This is a genomic window from Micromonospora sp. NPDC007220, from assembly GCF_040634035.1.
Classification (GTDB): Bacteria; Actinomycetota; Actinomycetes; order Mycobacteriales; family Micromonosporaceae; genus Micromonospora; species Micromonospora reichwaldensis.
In genome coordinates this window covers 167791-185289 of sequence record NZ_JBEYEU010000011.1, presented here as the reverse complement: position 1 = coordinate 185289, position 17499 = coordinate 167791, and the positions used below count along the sequence as shown (strand labels likewise).

The window sequence follows — 17499 nt, the reverse complement described above, 5'->3', positions numbered from 1 at the left end:
GGGCGGATGGCCGCACGCGCGGCCCCCCCTGGTGTCCGGGGGGGGGGGGGGGGGGGGGCCCCCGCCCCCCGCGCCGGTGTCACAGGCCGAGCAGTCGCAGCGGTACGGCGTTCGCCAGCGCCTGGTTGCCGGCGTCGTTCGGGTGGATGTGGTCGCCCGAGTCGTACGCGGGCAGCAGCCGGCCCGGCTGCGCCGGATCGCGCAGCACCCGGTCGAAGTCGAGCAGCCCGTCGAACTCGCTGCTGCCGCGCAGCCACGCGTTCACCGCCTGCCGGGTGGCCTCCTTCTCCGGCGTCCACACCCCCGGGTTGCCGTGCCCCTCGTACGGGGTGAGCGTGGCGACGAGGCTGCGTAGGCCGCGCGCCTTCACCTGCTGGTTGACCTGCCGCAGCGAGGCGATGATCTGCTCGGCGGAGTCGCCCGACATCCAGACGTCGTTGATGCCCAGGTGGGTGATCACGGTCCGGGCGTCGGTCTGTGCGAAGACGTCCTCGTCGAGCCGGGCCAGGGCGTTGGGGCCGAGTTCGTGGTAGCCGGGGAAGCCGCCCGCCCCGGGCTCGGGGCCCTCGTGGTTGAGCCGGTTGCCGGCGAGGCTGAGGTTGAGCACCCCCGGGGTGCGTACGTCCGGGCGGGCGTCGATGAGCCGGTCGGCGAGCAGGTCGGGCCAGCGCTTGTTGGCGTTGACGGTGCTGCCGTTGCCGTCGGCGATGGAGTCGCCGAAGACCACCACCGAGCCGGGGCTGTGCCGGCGCTGCACGTCGATGCCCGACAGGAAGAACCAGCAGCAGTTCGGTCGGATCGTGAACCCGGCCCCGCCGGCGGCGGAGGTCAGATCGCTGGCGCCGATGAAGTTGGTCTGCCGGGACTGGCCGTGGAAGGTCACCGGCCCGGTGGGGGTCGGGAAGTGCACCGTCAGCACGAGGTCCTGCTGGTCGCCGACGGGCAGCGCGACGGGGTCGCTGACCAGCTCGGCGCCCCGGTTCATGGTGGCCGAGGTGGCGCCGCCGAAGGTCAGCGTCCGCAAGGTCGAGGGATCTATGTCGGACAGGTCGTCGGGGGTCGCGGTGTTCGGCTTCGCGACGGTGGCGCGGCCGACCCGGACGGCCTGCTCGCCGTAGGAGTTGCTGAGCCGGACCCGGAACCGCTCTCCGCCGACGGTGGCGTGCACGACCATCCGTACGCTCTGGTCGTTGAGGCCCGTGTTGGTCAGGCCGGTCGCGTTTCCCCTGGTGACCGCAGCGGCCCAGCTGCCCGCCCAGACCGTGCGCCGGTGGGACGCCCCGGTGTCCGCCGGACCGGCGCTGGCCACCATCGCCGGGGCGCCGGCGACGAGCAGGGTGGCCGCGGCCGTGATGACATGCCATCTCTTCGGAGTCGACATTGAACCTCCATCGTTGGCAGCCCAGGGCCGTCCGCTGACGGCACCGCCTGGACGATGGTCCAGAAACCTAGCCGTCCCGTTTCACGACCGTCAATCAACCTGATCGACGCGATCAAATGTCCTCCGGTCCGCCCGGAGCGCCGTTCAGGCTCTGTCCGGTGACAGTCGGTGGTACCTACGCTCACGGACGGCGGCGGTGCGCCCGCCCGGCCGCCGCGCCGTGCCGGGCCGCCCGGCACACGGCCACACTTCTGCGGCGAGGGGGCTGTCGGATGACCGACCGAGCGGAACGACGGGCCGGCTACGTGCACCGGGCGCTGGAGCTCTTCGCGGGCTTCGGCGACCGGGAGGCGCTGATCGGAAACGGACACCGGCTCAGCTACGCCGAGGTCGCCGCGCAGGTGCGTGGGCTGGCCGCGACGCTGCTCGGGCACGGCGTACGGCCGGGGCAGGCGGTGCTGCTCGCGCTCGGCAACCCCGTGGAGGGGCCGCTGGTGCAGCTCGCCCTGCACCTGCTGGGCTGCCGGACGATGTGGGTCGCCCCGGTGACGTCCCGCCGGGAGGTCGACGAGTTCGTCCGGCTGGCCCGTCCCGACGCGTTCGTCTTCGACGCCCGGGACCCGGCCGGGCAGGGCCCGGAGCTGGCCGCCGGGCTGTCCGGCGTACCCGTGCTCTGCCTCGGCCCGGGCGGCGCGGGCCCGGACCTCCTCGCCGCGGCGGAGCGCGCCGGGGCGGTCGAGCTGCCGGCCGACGTGCCGGCGCCGGAGTCGTTCCTGCAGACCAGCGGCACCACCGGCACGCCGAAGCTGGTGCACCACCGGGAGAGCTTCTACGCGCAGATCCTCGCCCTGGCCGCCGACTTCCGCGCCGCCGGGCACCGGCCGCTGCGACACCTGTCGCACTCGCCGATGTGGCTCGCCAGCGGCCAGATCACCACGCTGTTCAACCTCTTCACCGGCGGGGTGCTGTTCCCGCGCGACGGCTGGGACCCGGCGCGGTTCATCGGGACCGTCGACCGGGAGCGGATCAACTCGACCTTCGTCACGCCGCCGATGCTCTACGAGGTGCTCGACCACCCGGCCCTCGACGGCGCGGACTTCTCCGCCATGTCCATGTTCAACGTGGGCGCCGGGCCCGCCGCGCCCGCCCGGCTGCGCCAGGCGATCGCGCGCTTCGGCCCGGTGCTGCGGATCGTGTACGGCCTCAGCGAGGCCGTCGTCGTCACCGCCCTGCCGGGGCTGACCGACGACCCGGCGCGCCCGCAGCGGCTGCGCTCCTGCGGGCGCCCCTACGGCGACGTGCGCGTCGATATCCGCGCCGAGGACGGCACGGTGCTGCCGCCCGGTGAGAACGGCGAGGTGTGGGTGCACACCGGCCTGCGCTTCGCCGGCTACCACGGCCAGCCCGAACTGACCGCCGAGACGCTTGTCGACGGCTGGGTCCGCACCCGCGACGTCGGGCACCTCGACGCCGACGGCTACCTCTACCTCGTCGACCGGTTGCAGGACCGGATCCTCACCCGGCGGCGCAGCTGGCCGATCCACTGCCGCCCGATCGAGGACGTCCTGGCGGGACACCCGCAGGTGCGGGCGGCGGCGGTGATCGGCGTACCGGACGAGGCGGCCGGCGAACTGCCGTATGCCTACGTGGTGCCGGCGCCCGGCGCGACGGTGACCGCCGGGGAGCTGATCGACCTGGTGACCGCCGAACTCAGCGACACCTGGGCGCCGGGCGGGGTGGAGTTCGTCGACCGGCTGCCGCTCAACCGCTCGGCCAAGGTGGACAAGCGCGCGCTGCGGACCCGGTACGCCGCGGGCCACCCGTCGTCGGTCGAGCACCCGGAGGCGTCGATCGGCAGCCTGGCGTGACCCCCCGGCGGGAACTGACCGTCCTGGTCGCCGCCGACCTGATCTCCAACCTGGGCAGCCGGATATCGGTGGTGGCCCTGCCCTGGCTGGTGCTGGAGACCACCGGCAGCCCGGCGAAGATGGGCGCGGTGGCCGCCGCCGAGACGCTGCCCTACCTGCTCTCCAGCGCCCTCGGCACGCCCTGGGCGGACCGGATCGGCCTGCGCCGGACCGCCATCCTGGCCGACGCCGGCAGCGCGGGGCTGATGGTGGCGGTGGCCCTCACCCCGCGGCTCGGCTTCGGCGCGCTGCTCGCGCTGGTCGCCCTGGTGGGCGCGCTGCGCGGCGTCGGCGACCGGGTCAAGCAGGCGATGTTCCGCCCGGTCGCCGAGGCCGCCGGGGTGCGGCTGATCCGGCTGACCTCCGTCTACGACGGGCTGGGCCGGCTGGTCACCCTGCTCGGCGCGGGGCTTGGCGGCCTGCTCGTCTGGTGGTTCGGGGTGACGCAGGCGCTGCTCATCGACGCCGCCAGCTTCGCCGCCTGCGCCCTGCTGGTCGGCCTGCTGGTCCGGCCGCCGGCCGCTGCGACGGGACCGGCGGCGCCGGAGGGCTACCTGCGCGCGCTCGCGGGCGGGTTCCGCCACCTGGGCCGCGACCGGATGCTGCTGACCATGCTGCTGGTGATCTCGGCGCTGAACATGGCGGTCAACGCGAGCATCGCGGTCTACATCCCGCTCTGGGTGGCCGACGTGCTGCGCGGCCCCGCCGGGCTGGGCCTGCTGCTCGGGGCGTTCTCGGCCGGCGCGCTGCTGGGCAACCTGCTGTTCACGGCGTACGCTCCCCGGCTGCCCCGGTACCTGACCTTCGTGGTCGGCGCGGCGCTCGGCGGCGCCCCGCGCCTGCTGGTCCTGGCGCTGAGCGAGGAGCTGGCGGTGGTGCTGGCGGTGACGTTCGCCTCCGGCATCGGCATCGCGGCGGTGAACCCGCTGCTCGGGGTGGCGATCTACGAGCGGGTGCCGGCCGCCTTGCAGACCCGGGTGATCGGGCTGGCCGGGTCGCTGGCGTTCGCGGGCCTGCCGCTGGGCGCGCTGCTGGGCGGCTGGTCGGCCACCGCGCTCGGCCTCGCCCCCGCCCTGCTGGTCATGGCGGCGTTCTCCCTCGTGGTCACCCTGCTGCCGCTGGTGCCCGGCCTGCGGCCACGGTCGACGGCGGCGCCGGCCGAGCGGGCGCCGGGTGTCGTGGGCCGGGCGTAGGGTCGGGCCACGGCCACCTGGGAGGACGTACGCCGGAACGCGTGGGTCTGCCGGAGACGGGCGAGCACCCGGCCTACCAGGGGGCGCCGGCGTGGAGGCGGTCACTCCGCCGGGGAGGCACCGCCGAGGCCCGCTCGGCCTGTCGCCACGTCCGGTGCCGGTGGCCCGCGCCGGCTACGCAAGCCAGGCAGATCGCGGCGGCTGCGACGAGCGTGAGGCGTTCGCCGAAGTGGACGATGGCGGAGCCGAGCGGGATCGCCAGCGCGACGGGGCCGAACATCGCGGTGTTGGCAGTGCCGGACACCCGGCCGAGCATCGCTGTCGGCGTGTGCGTCTGCACCGCGGTCACCGCGGCGACGAGGGCCCAGGGCAGGCCGATGCCGGCGACGACGGAGGCGGTAACCGTGCCGGGCCACCAGGGCAGGCAGCGCACCAGGCAACTCACGGCGAAGAGCGTCGTGCCGGCCACGCCCACGGTGACCGGGCTCGACCGCGCGAGGAGCCGGCCGACGACGAGGCCGCCGACGACGGACCCGGCCCCCTGCGCGCTGAGCAGCACGCCGAGGAACGTCGTCGGTAGGCCCAACCCGGTGGTGACGATCGCGTAGTTGGCAGCGGTGGTGAAGCCGGACATGGCGATCGACACGGCGGCGAGCACGACGGTGACACGCAGCGCCCGATGCGCGAAGAGGACGGCGAGTCCCGCGCGTACGCCGCGAGGCCGGTCGGCCGGCCGGACGGGTGGCAGCCGCTTCAGCCGTACGGCCGCGTACAGGACGGCGACCAGGACCGGCGCCGCCGCGCTGAGCAGGACGACGGCGTGGCCCCCGCGCCACGCGTAGAGGCCCGCGCCGACCAGGGGCGCCACGAGCTTCATGCCCTCCTGGGCGCTCGAACGCCAGCCGTTGACGTTTCCGAGTTCCGTGGGCGACAGCGCGGAGGGCAGCAGCGCCGACTCGCCCGCGTCGATCAGCACATAGCTGAGGCCGTAGGCGCAGGACACCAGGAAGATGAGCCACGTCTGGTCCGGCCCTCGTACCGCGAGGAGACTGAGCAGTACGGCGGACAACGCGAGGTTGACGGCCATGACCAGCGGTCGCCTCGGCGCCCGGTCGAGCAGAGCTCCCAGCCAGGGGCCGCCGAGGACCGGGGCGTACACGCAGAGGCCGGCGAGGGCCGCGAGACTGACGGAGCCTGTGAGGTCCAGGATCCAGATCCCGGCGACCAGTGACATGGCGCTGCTGCCGAAGCCCGACAGCAGCGAGATCGCGATGAACAGCGTGGCGTTGCGGCGCACGGGTCCTCCAAGGTTGAGTCATGTCGGCTCAAATCCTCAACCTTGAGTGAGACCCAGGCAATACTGCCGCAACTCGTCAATATGTCGTTGACAGCAGGTCGTCCAGAGTCGACGCGGCGGCCCGCACCGGTGCCGGCAACCGTCCACCTTCCATGTCGGGCAGGTCGGCCAGGTCGGCCGCGAGGAGCGACGCCAGCGCGTACAGCGAGCCCGGACCGGCGTCCAGGGCCGCCTCGGCGGTCCTCCTCACGAGAGCCGCGCGCCGGAACCGCGCATCCCACCGCCGGTCCGCGTCGATCCAGCGCTGGAGGTCGAAGACCGCGCCCCGGATCGCCGCGATCCGGGCCGAGTATCCGAGATCCCGTTCCTGCCGCCGCGACCGCCGCGCGGCCACCAGGCGCTGCCGGCGCTGCTCCGCGGCCTGCCGACTGCCCAAGCCGAGCGCGGCGGCGATCTGAGCCCACGTCGCACCCAGGTGACGCGCGCGGTCGATCAGCTCCAGCTCCCGCTCGTCCAGCCGCGCGCGGTCGGCCGTGACGGTGGACAGCTCGCTCAGCTCGGGGGTCACATGTCAACGCTACATTGACACGCGGACCGCGCGTCGTCCGTGGCAGCCGGGCACCGGAAGCCGACCGACTGTAGCGTCGCATCAGTCCGCCCGGCCCTTCTCCGGCTCCTGGACGTCGGCTAGCGTGCCGGCATGCCATCGACGTTGGCCGAGGCGACGGATCCGTGGTGCCTGCGCGACGGGGAGAGCGCGGCGCTGCTGCGCGACCACCCGTGGCGGCGCTTCGCGGTGCTGGGCGACAGCGTGGCCGAGGGGCTCTGCGAGCCCGTCGACGGCTATCCCGACGTGCAGTGGGCGGACCGGATCGCCGCCGAGCTGCGCGCCGTCCGGCCGGAGCTGGCGTACCTCAATCTGGGCCTGCGGGGGTTGCGGGCGCACGAGGTGCGCGCCGCCCAGCTCGCCCCGGCGCTGGCGTTCCGCCCCGACCTGGCGCTGGTGGTCTGCGGCGGCAACGACGCCTTCACGCGGGGGTACGACGCCGACGCGGTCGACGCCGAACTGACCGCCATGATCGAGGCGCTACAGGCCGCCGGGGCGGACGTGATCACCGTCGGGATGTTCGACGTCTCGCTCAGCCCCGCCGTGCCCGAGCGGCACCGCGCCGGCCTCGGCGAGCGGATGCGGCGGCTCTCGGCGCACACCGGGGCCCTCGCGGAACGGCACGGCACCCTGCACGTGCGGCTCACCGACCACCCGCTCACCGCCGACCCGACGATGTACAGCAGCGACGGCCGGCACGGCAGCGCCCGCAGCGACGCGGTCGCCGCCGCCGAGACCGTCCGCCGCCTCGGCGCCCACCTCGCGCCCTGACCCGGCGTCGACCAGCCGGTGACGCGGCTCAGCGGTGCTGGACCCACACGTTCGGCTCGATGTAGGTGCCCTGGTCGCGGTCGAGGTCCACGCGCAGCAGGCTGAGACCGTCGGGGATGACGTAGTCCCCGCTGTCGGGGAAGACCAGGCCGGTCCACTGCTGCCACTCGGCGACGGTGCCGGTCATCGTCTGCGACCGGGGCGCCATGGCGATCAGCCCGGCCCCGAGCCGCCAGTGGGTGCGCAGCCAGGGATCGAGCGGGGAGCCGTCCTCCCGGGTCCAGGTGGCGAACCGCTCGATCGGGGTCAGCGGGTAACGCGCCTTGAGGGTGGGCCGCACCGGGGCGATCACCCGCGACCAACCGCGCTGCTCGGCCACCGACCGCAGCGCCGTGAGCAGGTCGCCGGCCAGGCCCTGGCCACGCAGGTCGGAACGCACCTGGGCGGCCATCACCACGAGGGTGTCGGGGGCCTCGTCGCGGTCGTGGCCGGTGACCGCGCGGCGCAGGGAGTCGGTGTAGCCCTCGGGCAGGTGCGCCGGGTCGCCGTCCCAGCGGAGCGGCACCGCCCACCCTGCGGCGACGAGGTCGCCGTCGCCGTCGAGCAGCACGAGTTCCAGGTCGGCGAACACCTCCCGCACCCGGCCGAGGTACCGGCCGACCTGCCGGTCGGCCGTGATGAACGCCGGCCAGCCGCCCGCGAACAGCCGGTCCATCTGGTCACCCGGGCGCGGCCGTGCCCGCAGCGGCTCCACGACGGTACGCATGGACGCCTTCCTACCAGGACGGTCTCCGGTCGCACCACGTCAATAAGTCGGCGCGGCGATCGGCAGCCCGACGCTGCCGGCATCGACGCGGAACCGTCGGCGGGCCATCAGATGTCGGTCTTCCGCGAGCCGACCTGGACGTAGTCGCGGTAGGTGAGGGCGATCAGGTCCGCTTCCAGGTGGTCGCGGTCGGCGTCGTCGAGGATGGCGCCCCACAGGGGTGCGCTGTTGCTGCCGTCGGCGGCGGCGATGACCATGCGGACGATCGTGGGTTCGAGGCCGTCGTCGAGGAGAGCCTCCCGCCACTGTTGCGCGTCCTGCTGTGCGAGCGCATCCAGGCCGGGTTCGAACATGAGATGCGCGGCGAGGGCGATGTGGTCACGTAGCCCGGTGAGGTCGCCGGCGTGGGCGAAGCTCACGCGGATGTACGCCCTCGTGAGCCTGCCCGGCATTCCTTCCTCCTCCTCGGTCGCGGCCTGTTCGACGTCGTGTCGGAACTGGCCCATCAGATGGTTGGCCAGACCGCTGAGGAGTTCTTCCTTGTTCGGGAAGTGGTAGAGCAGACCGCCCTTGGACACGCCGGCTGCCTCGGCGATGTCCGAGACGGGCACCGCGGTGCCATGCCTGCTGATGAGACGCGCGGCAGCGTCCAGGATGAGCCGTCTTGTCTCGGCTGCGCTACGCCCAGCGGTCCGTGCCACGATGACGTCCTTCCTCCCCGGTACGAACCCGGGGTGTCAGTGCTCCGCTGGCGCAGCGTCCCTGTCGTTCGGGATGAGCGTGAAGGCCACGATCGCGGCGATCACCATGACCGCGCTCGCGATCAGGGTAGTTGCCTGCATGGCGGACACGAACGCCTCCTGCGCGGCCTCCAGCGCCGCGCTGCCGGGCTCCAGGACCGTGTCGGCCGCCGCCAACGAGTCCTCGGCCCGGATCGCAACCCCGTCGGCGACACCTGCGGGGAGGGTGAGGTGGAAGCGGTAGAGCACGGTGATGACGGAGCCCAGGATGGCGATGCCGAGGGCGACGCCGAGCTCGTAGGCGGTCTCCGCGACCGACGCCGCCGCGCCGGCCTTGGCCGGGCGGACCGCGGACACCACGGCGTCGACGCTGAGGGTCTCGGCCACGCCGATCCCCAGGCCCAGCGGGACCACGGCGAGCAGCACCCAGCCCAGTTGCTCACTGCCTTCCAGCGCGGCCAGGATCGCCAGTCCGACAGCCCCGGTCAGCAGGGCGACGGCGATGGCTCGTCCCCGCCCGAGCCTGGTGAGAAGGAACCCGACGGCCGCGACCGCAGCCATCGCCGCTACCGCCGCGGGCAGTTGCGCCAGTCCCGCCCGCAGGGGACTGAGTTCGCGGGCGAGTTGGAGGTACTGGGAGAAGAAGAACAGGACGCCGCTGAGGGCGAACACGGAGATGAAGTTCACCAGCACCGCCCCGCTGAACGCCGGATTGCGGAACAGGTCCACCTCGATCATCGGCGAGTCGACCCGCCGCTGACGGCGCAGAAACAGCACCCCGCCGACCACGCTCGCCACGATCGCGACGGCGGCGGTGACGCCGAACGTGCCTCCGGTGAGCTTCTTGACCGTGTACACGAACGGGATGATCGTCAGCATCGACAACCCGCTGGAGATCAGGTCGAACCGGCCGGGGGCAGGGTTGCGGGACTCGGGCAGGAGCCATCCGCCGACGATCAGCACGAGCAGCATCACCGGGAGGTTGATCAGGAACACCGAGCCCCACCAGAAGTGCTCCAGCAGCGCCCCGCCCACCAGCGGGCCGAGCGCGATGCCACTCGCCGCCGCGGCCGACCAGATCGCGATCGCCCGCGTCCGCTCGATCTGATCGGTGAAGATGTTCCGGATCAACGACAGCGTCGAGGGCATGATCGTCGCACCCGCCACGCCCAACAGCAGACGAGCCGCGATCAACGCCTCCGCCGAGGGAGCGAACGCCGCCAGCGCCGAGGCGAGTCCGAAAGCGGCCGCACCGACGAGCAACAACCGCTTCCGCCCGATCCGGTCGGCCAGGTTCCCCATCGTCACCAGCAGACCGGCCAGGGCCAGGGAGTAGATGTCCCCGATCCACAGCACCTGCGTCGCCGTCGGCGACAACTCCGCGGTCAGCGACGGCACCGCCAGGTAGAGCACCGTGGCATCGATCGCCAGCAACGACACGGCGCCAACCAGCACGGCCAGCGACGCCCAGCGACGCGTGGGGCTCAACGCCGCACTCATCCGCATCTCCCTAGAACTAAACCGTCCCGCCGGTACAGTTTTACCAGGGAGGAGACCGGAACGACGAACCGCCCGGCTGGTGCAGGCGTACCGGATCACCGCGTCGGTGCTGGTGAGACTCGCCGAGTCCGACGTGGCGCGGCTGGCCGCCGACCGGGCCGTGGCGGTGACTCCGAGGTGGCGCGCGGCGGCCCGGCGCCGGCCGGCGTGGCGCACCTGGCCGCCCTGGCGGGCCTGACCCGGTGACCGCGCCGACCGGGACCGTCCGACGACGCCGTCCCCCGTTGCGTCGACGTCGTCGACGGGCGGTGCCGCTCGCGACGGCGGATCACTCCCAGCGGAAGTAGCGGGCCGCGAACCCGCCAAGCACCACGGTGAACGCCGCCATCACGGCCAGGTGCAGCAGCGTGGGCCAGGAGCCCGCCCAGGCGTCCTGCACGGCCTGGGACGCGGCGCCCAGCGGGGTGAAGTCGGCGATCTTCCGCACCAGGTCGGGCATCAGCGGCCCCGGCGTCCACACCCCGGCGAAGAACATCATCGGGAAGTAGATCAGCTGGCCGACCCCCGACGAGGCCCGGGCGCTCGGCGTGACCGCCGCCACGAGCAGCGCGACGGCGCACATCGCGCTCGACCCGAGCGTGAACGCCAGCACGAAGCCGACCACGTTGCCGGGCGGGGAGACGTCGAAGACGGTCGCCGCCACCAGCCAGGCCAGGCCGCAGGCGACGAGCAGTGCGGCGACGTTCACGGCCACCTGCGCGACGAGCAACGCCATCGGCGAGACCGGGGTGGTCGACAGCCGGCGCAGGACGCCCCGCTCGCGGTAGCTGGCCACCACGGCCACCAGCGTCACCATCGTCACCGTCGCGATGGCCAACGTCATGGTGATCGGCAGGTAGATCTCCACGGGACGCCGGCCGCCCAGTTCCTCCGACGGGTCGCGGGTCCCCGGCATGGCCAGGCCGAGCACCAGGATCAGCAGGGCCGGGAACGCGATGGCGAAGAACGTACCGACCGGATCCCGGAGGAACAGCTTCGCCTCGACGCGGACGATCTTGGCAAGGGCGGTCATCAGAGGCTCCTGGCAGAGGTGAGGGAGAGGATCGCGTCCTCGAGGGTGGGCCGTTCGACGCCGGGCACCTGGGCACCCGCGATCAGGTTGCGGGGAGTGTCGACGGCGACGACCCGGCCGGCCACGACCACCGCCAACCGGTCACAGAGGCGCTCCGCCTCGTCCATGAAGTGGGTCACCAGCACGACCGTGACGCCACGGTCCCGGACCTGCCGGACCAGCTCCCACGTGTCCCGCCGCGCCTGCGGGTCCAGGCCCGTGGTCAGCTCGTCCAGGATCGCCACCGACGGGTTGCCGACCAGGGCGAGCGCGATCGACAGCCGCTGCTTCTGGCCGCCGGAGAGCTTCGCGAACACCGTGTTCCGTTTGGCGGCCAGGCCCAGCTCGTCCATCAGCTCCCGCCAGTCGGCCGGGTGCGGATAGAACGAGCTGTAGAGGTCGAGCGCCTCCCACACCTTGATCCGGTCCGGCAGCTGGCTCTCCTGGAGTTGGATGCCCAGCTTCCGCCGCACCGCCGCGCGGTCCCGGTACGGGTCCAGCCCCAGCACCCGTACCGTCCCCGAATCCGGGGTCCGGAGCCCCTCGACGCACTCCACGGTGGTGGTCTTACCGGCGCCGTTCGGGCCGACCAGCCCGAAGATCTCACCCTCCTCCACGCTCAACGACACGTCGGCGACGGCCACCTGGTCGCCGTACTGCTTGCGGAGGTTGCGCACCTCGATGACTGACATGCCGGCAACGCTAGGAATCTCCTCGGCCGCGGATAATGGGTCCAGCCGCCCGATGGGGGTGTACCCAGCCCCACCCCTGGTCGGTAGCCTGCCCCGATGCGGTGGCGGTCGGTGCGGCGAAGACTCGACCCGTGACCCGCTTCGTGCTCGCCGTACCGCGCTGCGTCGCCCTGGTCGTCCTGGTCGCGGCCGGGTTCGCCTACGGGTACCTCCTCGTGGTCGCCGCCACCCTGGTGATCCCCTACCCGCTCGTCCTCTCCGGCCAGTTCCGGCTGACCGCGCTGGCCCGCCGGCTCGCCCGCGCCTGGGCCGGAGCGGACCTCCCCGAGCCCGTACGGTCGCCACCACCCGCACCGCACCGGCGCGCGGACGGCTGGTACGTCCACGGGGACACGGTGTTCAGGTCGCCCCGGGTGCCGGCGTTCCTGCTCACGCTGGACCACCACGCGAAGGACCCGACGCTCGGCCGGGAATGGGCGTGGCTGATGCTCACCCCGGTCACCGGCGCGGTCCCGATCCTGGTGCCACCCGCGCTGATCGCGGCCGGCGGGTTCCTGCTCGCGTCGCCCCCCTGGCCGCCCGCGTGGTCGGTGCCGGTGGCCGCCGTGGCCGTCGTGGCCGCGTTCCTGCTCGCGCCGGGCGCGCTGCGGGCGTACGGGCTGTGGGCCGGCGTGCTGCTGGGGAGCGGCGAGCCGCCGCGGACGGCGGTCGGACGCTGGGTCACCCGGGCGTCGGCCGCGACCTGGCGGACGGCCGGCCTGGCCGGGCTGTCCCTCGCCGCGTTCGGCGGCCTGCTGCTCAACCTGCTCACCGCCGCCGTGTCGTGGGGTGGGCTGCTGCCGTACACCCTGCCGGCCACACGGTCGGTGGTGGAGCTCTACCGACGCCACGTCCGCCGGTGGACGGGCGCCGACCTACCCGCGCCGTACCGGCCGTACCCGCCGCCGCCCAGCCCCGGCGAGGACGGCAACTACCGGGTCGGGCGGGTCCTCTACACCGATGTCGTGGCGGCCGTCCAGGGTCAGCGGCCGGGGTGGCTGCTCGGCGACCCGGCCACCTGGCGGGACCAGCTGTGGGCACTGGGCTCGCTCGTCCTGGCCCCGCTCTCGTTCGTTCCGGCGGTCCTGGTCGGCTTCGGGTTCTACGCCCTGTTCTGCCAGCCGCTGACCTGGGCGAGCTGGGCGGTGCCGATCGGCCTGTCCACCGGCTACTGGGTCACCCCGTTCTACCTGTGGTTCGGCTTCGAGCACGTCGGCCTCGTCGGGTCGTGGTTACCGGACTGGGCGAGCATGCCCCTCGGGCTGGCCATGGCGTTGCTCGGGCTCGGCCTGGCCGGGCCGCTGATGAGGCTGCGACTGGCGTGGGACCGGCTCCTGCTCACCCCCACGGCGGCCGCTGTGCTCGCCTCGCGGGTCGCGCACCTCGCCACCACCCGGGCCGACGCCGTCGACGTGCAGGCGGCCGAGCTGCGCCGCATCGAACGCGACCTGCACGACGGCGCCCAGGCTCGGCTCATCGCCGTCGGGCTCGGCCTGGCCGCCGTCGCGCGGCTCATGGAGACCGACCCGGCGCGGGCGCGGCTGGTGCTGGCGCAGGCGCAGGAGACGTCCGCCGCCGCGCTGGCAGAGCTGCGCGACCTGGTACGCGGCATCCATCCGCCGGTGCTGGCCGAACGCGGACTCGGTGACGCGATCCGGGCGATCGCGCTCGACACCCCGCTGCCGGTGGACGTGGACGTCGACCTGCCCGGCCGGCTCGACGCGCCGGTCGAGTCGGCGGCCTACTTCGTCACCTGCGAGGCCCTCACCAACGCGGCCCGCTGCGCGGCCCACATCTCCGTCTCGCTGTCGTACCGCGACGGGGTGCTCCGGGTGGTGGTGGCCGACGACGGTCCCGGCGGGGCCGACCCGGCCGCGGGGACCGGGCTGCGCGGCGTCCGACGGCGGCTCGCTACATTCGACGGAACCCTGACCCTGCACAGTCCGCCCGGCGGACCCACCGTCGTCACCATGGAGATCCCGTGCGCGTCGTCCTCGCCGAAGACCTCCACATCCTGAGAGACGGGCTGGTCCTGCTCCTCGAGAGCCACGGCTTCACCATCGCCGAGGCCGTCGGCGACGGGCCGTCCCTACGCACCGCCCTGGCCCGGCACCGGCCCGACGTGGCCATCGTCGACGTGCGGCTGCCGCCGACCTTCACCGACGAGGGCCTCCAGGCGGCGCTGGCCGCCCGGCGGGACGTCCCCGGCCTGCCGGTGCTGGTGCTGTCCCAGCACGTCGAGCAGCTCTACGCCCGGGAGCTGCTGGCCGACGGGGCCGGCGCGGTCGGCTACCTGCTCAAGGACCGCGTCCTGAACGCCGACCAGTTCATCGACGCCGTGCGCCGCGTCGCGGCGGGCGGCACCGCGATGGACCCCGAGGTGATCGCCAAGCTGCTGGCGGCCAGCGGCACCGCCTCGCCCCTGGCCCGCCTCACGCCGCGCGAGCGGGACGTCCTCGAACTCATGGCCCAGGGGCGTTCCAACGCCGCCATCTCGCAACGGCTGTTCCTCAGCGAGAGCGCCGTGGGCAAGCACACCGCGAGCATCTTCGGCAAGCTGCGCCTCCCCCCGTCGTCCGACGACAACCGCCGCGTCCTCGCCGTCCTCGCGTACCTCAACGACGCCTGACCTCCGCGCTCCCCGGCGTGGAGCCGCCACCGAGACAGTCGCGGCCGGCGCCACCGCACGCCCGCGCGGCCCGCGCCACCGCCGACGCTGGCGGCACGGCTCCGGCGGGCCGACCATGCGGATGGCCCGGCATGACAGGCGTCGATAGGATGCTCTCCGTGACGACGCCGCTACCTCGCCCCGGCACGGCACGGACGGCAGCAGAGTTCGTCGCCCGGCTGCGCGGCGTCAAGGCGTGGTCCCGGCTCTCCTACCGGGCGCTGGAGCGGCGGGCGCGCAGGACCGGGGACCAGCTGCCGGCGAGCACCGTCGCGACCTCGCTCAACCGGGTCTCGCTGCCGTCGGAGGAGGTGGTCGCCGCCCTGGTGCGGGCCTGCGGCGGCGATCCGGCGGCGGTACGGGAGTGGGTGGAAGCCCGCCGCGCGTTGACCCTGCCCGACCACTTCGTGTCGGCCGTGGGCACACCGGGACAGAATCCCGACCCGTCCGCCGAGCCGGGAGCCGCGTCCCCGGCGGCACCCGCCGGGGACGAGCCGGACAGGCACGCCGGCCTCCGCCCGGACGGGCCGGCCGCGCGGCAGGTGGCCCCCTGTCTCCTGCCACCGGACCTGCCGTTGTTCGTCGGTCGGGACAGCGAGCTGTCCGAGACGCGTCGGCTGCTGGACCTGGCCGCCTCCGGGCCGGTGACCATGCTGGTCAGCGGGCCGGCCGGCGTCGGCAAGACCGCCTTCGCGGTACGCCTCGGGCACCTGCTCGCCGCGCAGTTTCCGGACGGCCAGCTCTACATCGACCTGGGCGGGTTCGGCGACGAGCCGCTGGAGCCGAGCACGGTCCTCGGCGCCTTCCTGCGCGCGCTCGGCGTGCGCGGAGGCACGGTGCCGTCGGACCTGATGAGCCGGATCCACCTCTACCGCACCCTGCTTGCACAGCGGCGGATGCTCATCATCCTGGACAACGCGGCGAGCACCCGGCAGGTCACCGACCTGCTGCCGAACGGCGGTCGGTGCGCCGCCATCGTCACCAGCCGCACCACGCTGGCGGACCTCGGCAGCCGCCGGCTGTCCCTGGGCACCCTCGACCAGGCCGCAGGGCTTGCGCTGCTGGGTGAGATGTTGGGTCGCGAGCGGGCCGCCGCGGAGCCCGCCGCGGCCCGGTTCATCGTGCAGACCTGCGGCGGTCTGCCCCTCGCGGTGTGGGTGGCCGGGGCGCGCCTGGCCGCCCGACCGCATTGGCCGCTGACCAGGGTCGCCCAGGCGCTCGCCGACGAGCAGCGCAGGCTCGACGAACTGGCCGTCGGTGACGTCGCCGTACGGGCCAGCCTCGAACTCACCTACCGGGGAATGACCCCGACGGCGCAGCGGGCCCTGCTGATGCTCAGCCTGTCGCCCGGGCCGGACTTCGCCACGTGGACGCTGGCCGCACTGCTCGACACCACCCTCTCCGACGCGGAAGCCATCCTCGACGACTGGTGGAGGTGCACCTGGTCGAGATCGGGGCGGTCGGTGCCAGCGGATTCCGCTACCGCCTGCACGACCTCGTACGCCTGCTCGGCCGGGAACTGCTGGAGCGGGAGGTGCCACGGCAGAGCCGGACGGAGGCGCTCACCCGGCTGCTCAGCGCGAGCCTGCAGCTGACCGACCTGACCGCGGACGCCCTGAAGGCGGACTTCCAGGGCAGTCCACCGGCCCACCTGGTGTCCTGGCGGCTCCCGGCGGCGGACACCGACCAGTTCGTCGCCGATCCGGTGGCCTGGTTCGACGACGAGCGCCGCTTCCTCACCGCCCTGGTCGACCAGGCGCTCGACGACGCCGGGAGCGGACCGGCCGCCGGGCCAACCGCCGGACTCGCCGCCGGGCTGGCCGCCGGGCTGACCACGTTCTTCCAGGTCCGCAGCCACTTCGACGAGTGGGAACGGCTCCAGGGCCGGGCGCTCAAGGTCGCGCTGCACGCCGCGGACCAGCGCAGCGCCGCCGCGCTCCACCGCTGCCTCGGCGAGCTCACCACCGTCCTGGACCGGTACCCGGAGGCGCTGGGCCACTTCGAACAGGCCCTGCTGCTCGCCCACGGTGAGGACCCCGCCTTCCTGGCCAGCGCCACCGCCGGCCTGGCGTACGTGCACCGGCTGCTCGGCCAGTACGACCCGGCGGTGCGTCACTTCGAGGAGGCCGTCGAGCTGGCTCGGGCCACCGGGAACGTGAACTGCCTCGTCTACGCCACCAACGGCATCGGCGTCATCGACCTGGAACAGGGACGGGTCGACGCCGCCCGGCAACGGTTCGAGGAGTGTCTGGGGGTGAGCCGGGCCGCCGGCTACCGGCCCGGTGAGGCCCAGGCGTTGCGGTGCCTGGGGCAGAGCCACCGCGCCCTCGGCGCGTACCCGGTCGCCGCCGACTGCTTCCGACGGGCCGCCGCGATCAGCGAGGACCTCGGCGACCGGCTCTCCGCGACCCACGCCAACTGCTGGCTCGGCGACGTCCTCGTCCGCCAGGGCGAGCACGGCGAGGGACGTCGACTGCTGGCGCGGAGCCTGTGGACCTACCGCGAGTTCGGCAACCTGTGGGGCGAGGCGGCGGCGGCGTACGCGCTGGCGGAGGCGCAGCTCGCCGCCGGCCGCCCGGTGCAGGCCCGCCGGCGAGCGGAGGCCGCCGTGGACCTGTGGCGGCGGGTGGGCTCGCGGAGTTGGCTGGCCATCGGCCTCGACACCCTTGCCGAGGCGCACCGCCTGGCGGGGGACCCGGCCGCCTCGTCCCGGATCCGCGCCGAGGCGTCGGCCGTCCGGGCCGCCCGGACGTAGCCGGGACGGCTCGGCCCGGACGGCTCAGACGTAGCCCGGCCGGCTCGGCCCGGACCGGCTCAGACGTAGCCC

The 17499-nt window shown here is 73.8% G+C and carries 16 protein-coding genes; 8 read left to right on the top strand and 8 right to left on the bottom strand.

Going from position 1 to position 17499, the window contains the following annotated elements; genetic code table 11:
• Nucleotides 1–79 precede the first annotated feature (79 nt).
• Nucleotides 80–1354, bottom strand: a complete 1275-nt coding sequence (locus ABZ573_RS20830) for an SGNH/GDSL hydrolase family protein (protein WP_327031228.1) — start codon at nt 1352–1354, stop codon at nt 80–82.
• A 299-nt stretch (nt 1355–1653) separates the two neighbouring features.
• Here ABZ573_RS20830 and ABZ573_RS20825 point away from each other — a divergent pair, with 299 nt between their 5' ends.
• Together ABZ573_RS20825 and ABZ573_RS20820 are read left to right on the top strand one after the other, a co-directional pair.
• Nucleotides 1654–3249 carry an AMP-binding protein gene (locus ABZ573_RS20825; RefSeq protein ID WP_327028634.1) on the top strand — a complete coding sequence of 532 codons (1596 nt, stop codon included), beginning with the start codon at nt 1654–1656 and terminating at the stop codon, nt 3247–3249.
• Entirely contained in the window at nt 3246–4481 is a 1236-nt protein-coding gene (locus ABZ573_RS20820) for an MFS transporter (RefSeq protein WP_327028635.1), read from the top strand. Before ABZ573_RS20825 ends, ABZ573_RS20820 begins: the two co-directional genes overlap by 4 nt.
• Before the next feature lie 73 nt (nt 4482–4554).
• Here the strand turns inward: ABZ573_RS20820 and ABZ573_RS20815 are convergent, their stop codons facing one another.
• Nucleotides 4555–5778 (bottom strand): MFS transporter, encoded by a 1224-nt coding sequence (locus ABZ573_RS20815; protein WP_327028636.1) that lies wholly within the window; start codon nt 5776–5778, stop codon nt 4555–4557.
• Nucleotides 5779–5854: 76 nt separating this feature from the next.
• A complete protein-coding gene (locus ABZ573_RS20810; RefSeq protein WP_327028637.1) occupies nt 5855–6346 on the bottom strand; it encodes a hypothetical protein in 492 nt (163 codons plus the stop codon).
• A gap of 132 nt (nt 6347–6478) precedes the next feature.
• On the opposite strand from ABZ573_RS20810, the gene ABZ573_RS20805 reads away from it, so the two are divergent.
• A complete protein-coding gene (locus tag ABZ573_RS20805) occupies nt 6479–7156 on the top strand; it encodes an SGNH/GDSL hydrolase family protein (protein WP_151455049.1) in 678 nt (225 codons plus the stop codon).
• 28 nt (nt 7157–7184) lie between these two features.
• Here the strand turns inward: ABZ573_RS20805 and ABZ573_RS20800 are convergent, their stop codons facing one another.
• From ABZ573_RS20800 to ABZ573_RS20790, 3 genes are all read right to left on the bottom strand, one after another.
• A complete protein-coding gene (locus ABZ573_RS20800) occupies nt 7185–7922 on the bottom strand; it encodes a hypothetical protein (RefSeq protein WP_327028638.1) in 738 nt (245 codons plus the stop codon).
• Nucleotides 7923–8029: 107 nt separating this feature from the next.
• Nucleotides 8030–8623 carry a TetR family transcriptional regulator gene (locus ABZ573_RS20795; protein WP_327028639.1) on the bottom strand — a complete coding sequence of 198 codons (594 nt, stop codon included), beginning with the start codon at nt 8621–8623 and terminating at the stop codon, nt 8030–8032.
• 36 nt (nt 8624–8659) lie between these two features.
• Nucleotides 8660–10162 (bottom strand): MFS transporter, encoded by a 1503-nt coding sequence (locus ABZ573_RS20790; RefSeq protein WP_327028640.1) that lies wholly within the window; start codon nt 10160–10162, stop codon nt 8660–8662.
• Nucleotides 10163–10241: 79 nt separating this feature from the next.
• On the opposite strand from ABZ573_RS20790, the gene ABZ573_RS20785 reads away from it, so the two are divergent.
• On the top strand, nt 10242–10400 hold the full coding sequence (locus ABZ573_RS20785) for a hypothetical protein (RefSeq protein WP_327028641.1): 159 nt from the start codon (nt 10242–10244) through the stop codon (nt 10398–10400).
• A 90-nt stretch (nt 10401–10490) separates the two neighbouring features.
• Here ABZ573_RS20785 and ABZ573_RS20780 read toward each other — a convergent pair whose 3' ends face one another.
• Together ABZ573_RS20780 and ABZ573_RS20775 are read right to left on the bottom strand one after the other, a co-directional pair.
• A complete protein-coding gene (locus tag ABZ573_RS20780; protein ID WP_151455052.1) occupies nt 10491–11234 on the bottom strand; it encodes an ABC transporter permease in 744 nt (247 codons plus the stop codon).
• Nucleotides 11234–11965 carry an ABC transporter ATP-binding protein gene (locus ABZ573_RS20775; protein WP_151455053.1) on the bottom strand — a complete coding sequence of 244 codons (732 nt, stop codon included), beginning with the start codon at nt 11963–11965 and terminating at the stop codon, nt 11234–11236. Before ABZ573_RS20775 ends, ABZ573_RS20780 begins: the two co-directional genes overlap by 1 nt.
• 131 nt (nt 11966–12096) lie before the next feature.
• Between ABZ573_RS20775 and ABZ573_RS20770 the strand changes: the two genes are divergently transcribed.
• The 4 genes from ABZ573_RS20770 to ABZ573_RS20755 all read left to right on the top strand — a co-directional run bounded on the left by ABZ573_RS20770 (nt 12097) and on the right by ABZ573_RS20755 (nt 17427).
• Nucleotides 12097–14022: a histidine kinase gene (locus tag ABZ573_RS20770; protein ID WP_327028642.1), complete on the top strand. Its 1926-nt coding sequence runs from the start codon at nt 12097–12099 to the stop codon at nt 14020–14022.
• A complete protein-coding gene (locus tag ABZ573_RS20765) occupies nt 13986–14633 on the top strand; it encodes a response regulator transcription factor (RefSeq protein WP_151455055.1) in 648 nt (215 codons plus the stop codon). Before ABZ573_RS20770 ends, ABZ573_RS20765 begins: the two co-directional genes overlap by 37 nt.
• 158 nt (nt 14634–14791) lie before the next feature.
• The gene (locus ABZ573_RS20760; RefSeq protein WP_358120015.1) at nt 14792–16267 is read left to right on the top strand and encodes an NB-ARC domain-containing protein; all 1476 of its coding nucleotides are present in this window, start codon (nt 14792–14794) and stop codon (nt 16265–16267) included.
• A complete protein-coding gene (locus ABZ573_RS20755) occupies nt 16207–17427 on the top strand; it encodes a tetratricopeptide repeat protein (RefSeq protein ID WP_358120042.1) in 1221 nt (406 codons plus the stop codon). Before ABZ573_RS20760 ends, ABZ573_RS20755 begins: the two co-directional genes overlap by 61 nt.
• The last annotated feature ends 72 nt before the right edge of the window (nt 17428–17499 follow it).

Bases quoted from the DNA above. Each gene is read 5' to 3' on its own strand.
- ABZ573_RS20825 (WP_327028634.1), top strand. From the start codon at position 1,654: ATGACCGACCGAGCGGAACGACGGGCCGGCTACGTGCACCGGGCGCTG.
- ABZ573_RS20805 (WP_151455049.1), top strand. From the start codon at position 6,479: ATGCCATCGACGTTGGCCGAGGCGACGGATCCGTGGTGCCTGCGCGAC.
- ABZ573_RS20800 (WP_327028638.1), bottom strand. From the start codon at position 7,922: ATGCGTACCGTCGTGGAGCCGCTGCGGGCACGGCCGCGCCCGGGTGAC.
- ABZ573_RS20790 (WP_327028640.1), bottom strand. From the start codon at position 10,162: ATGAGTGCGGCGTTGAGCCCCACGCGTCGCTGGGCGTCGCTGGCCGTG.
- ABZ573_RS20780 (WP_151455052.1), bottom strand. From the start codon at position 11,234: ATGACCGCCCTTGCCAAGATCGTCCGCGTCGAGGCGAAGCTGTTCCTC.
- ABZ573_RS20775 (WP_151455053.1), bottom strand. From the start codon at position 11,965: ATGTCAGTCATCGAGGTGCGCAACCTCCGCAAGCAGTACGGCGACCAG.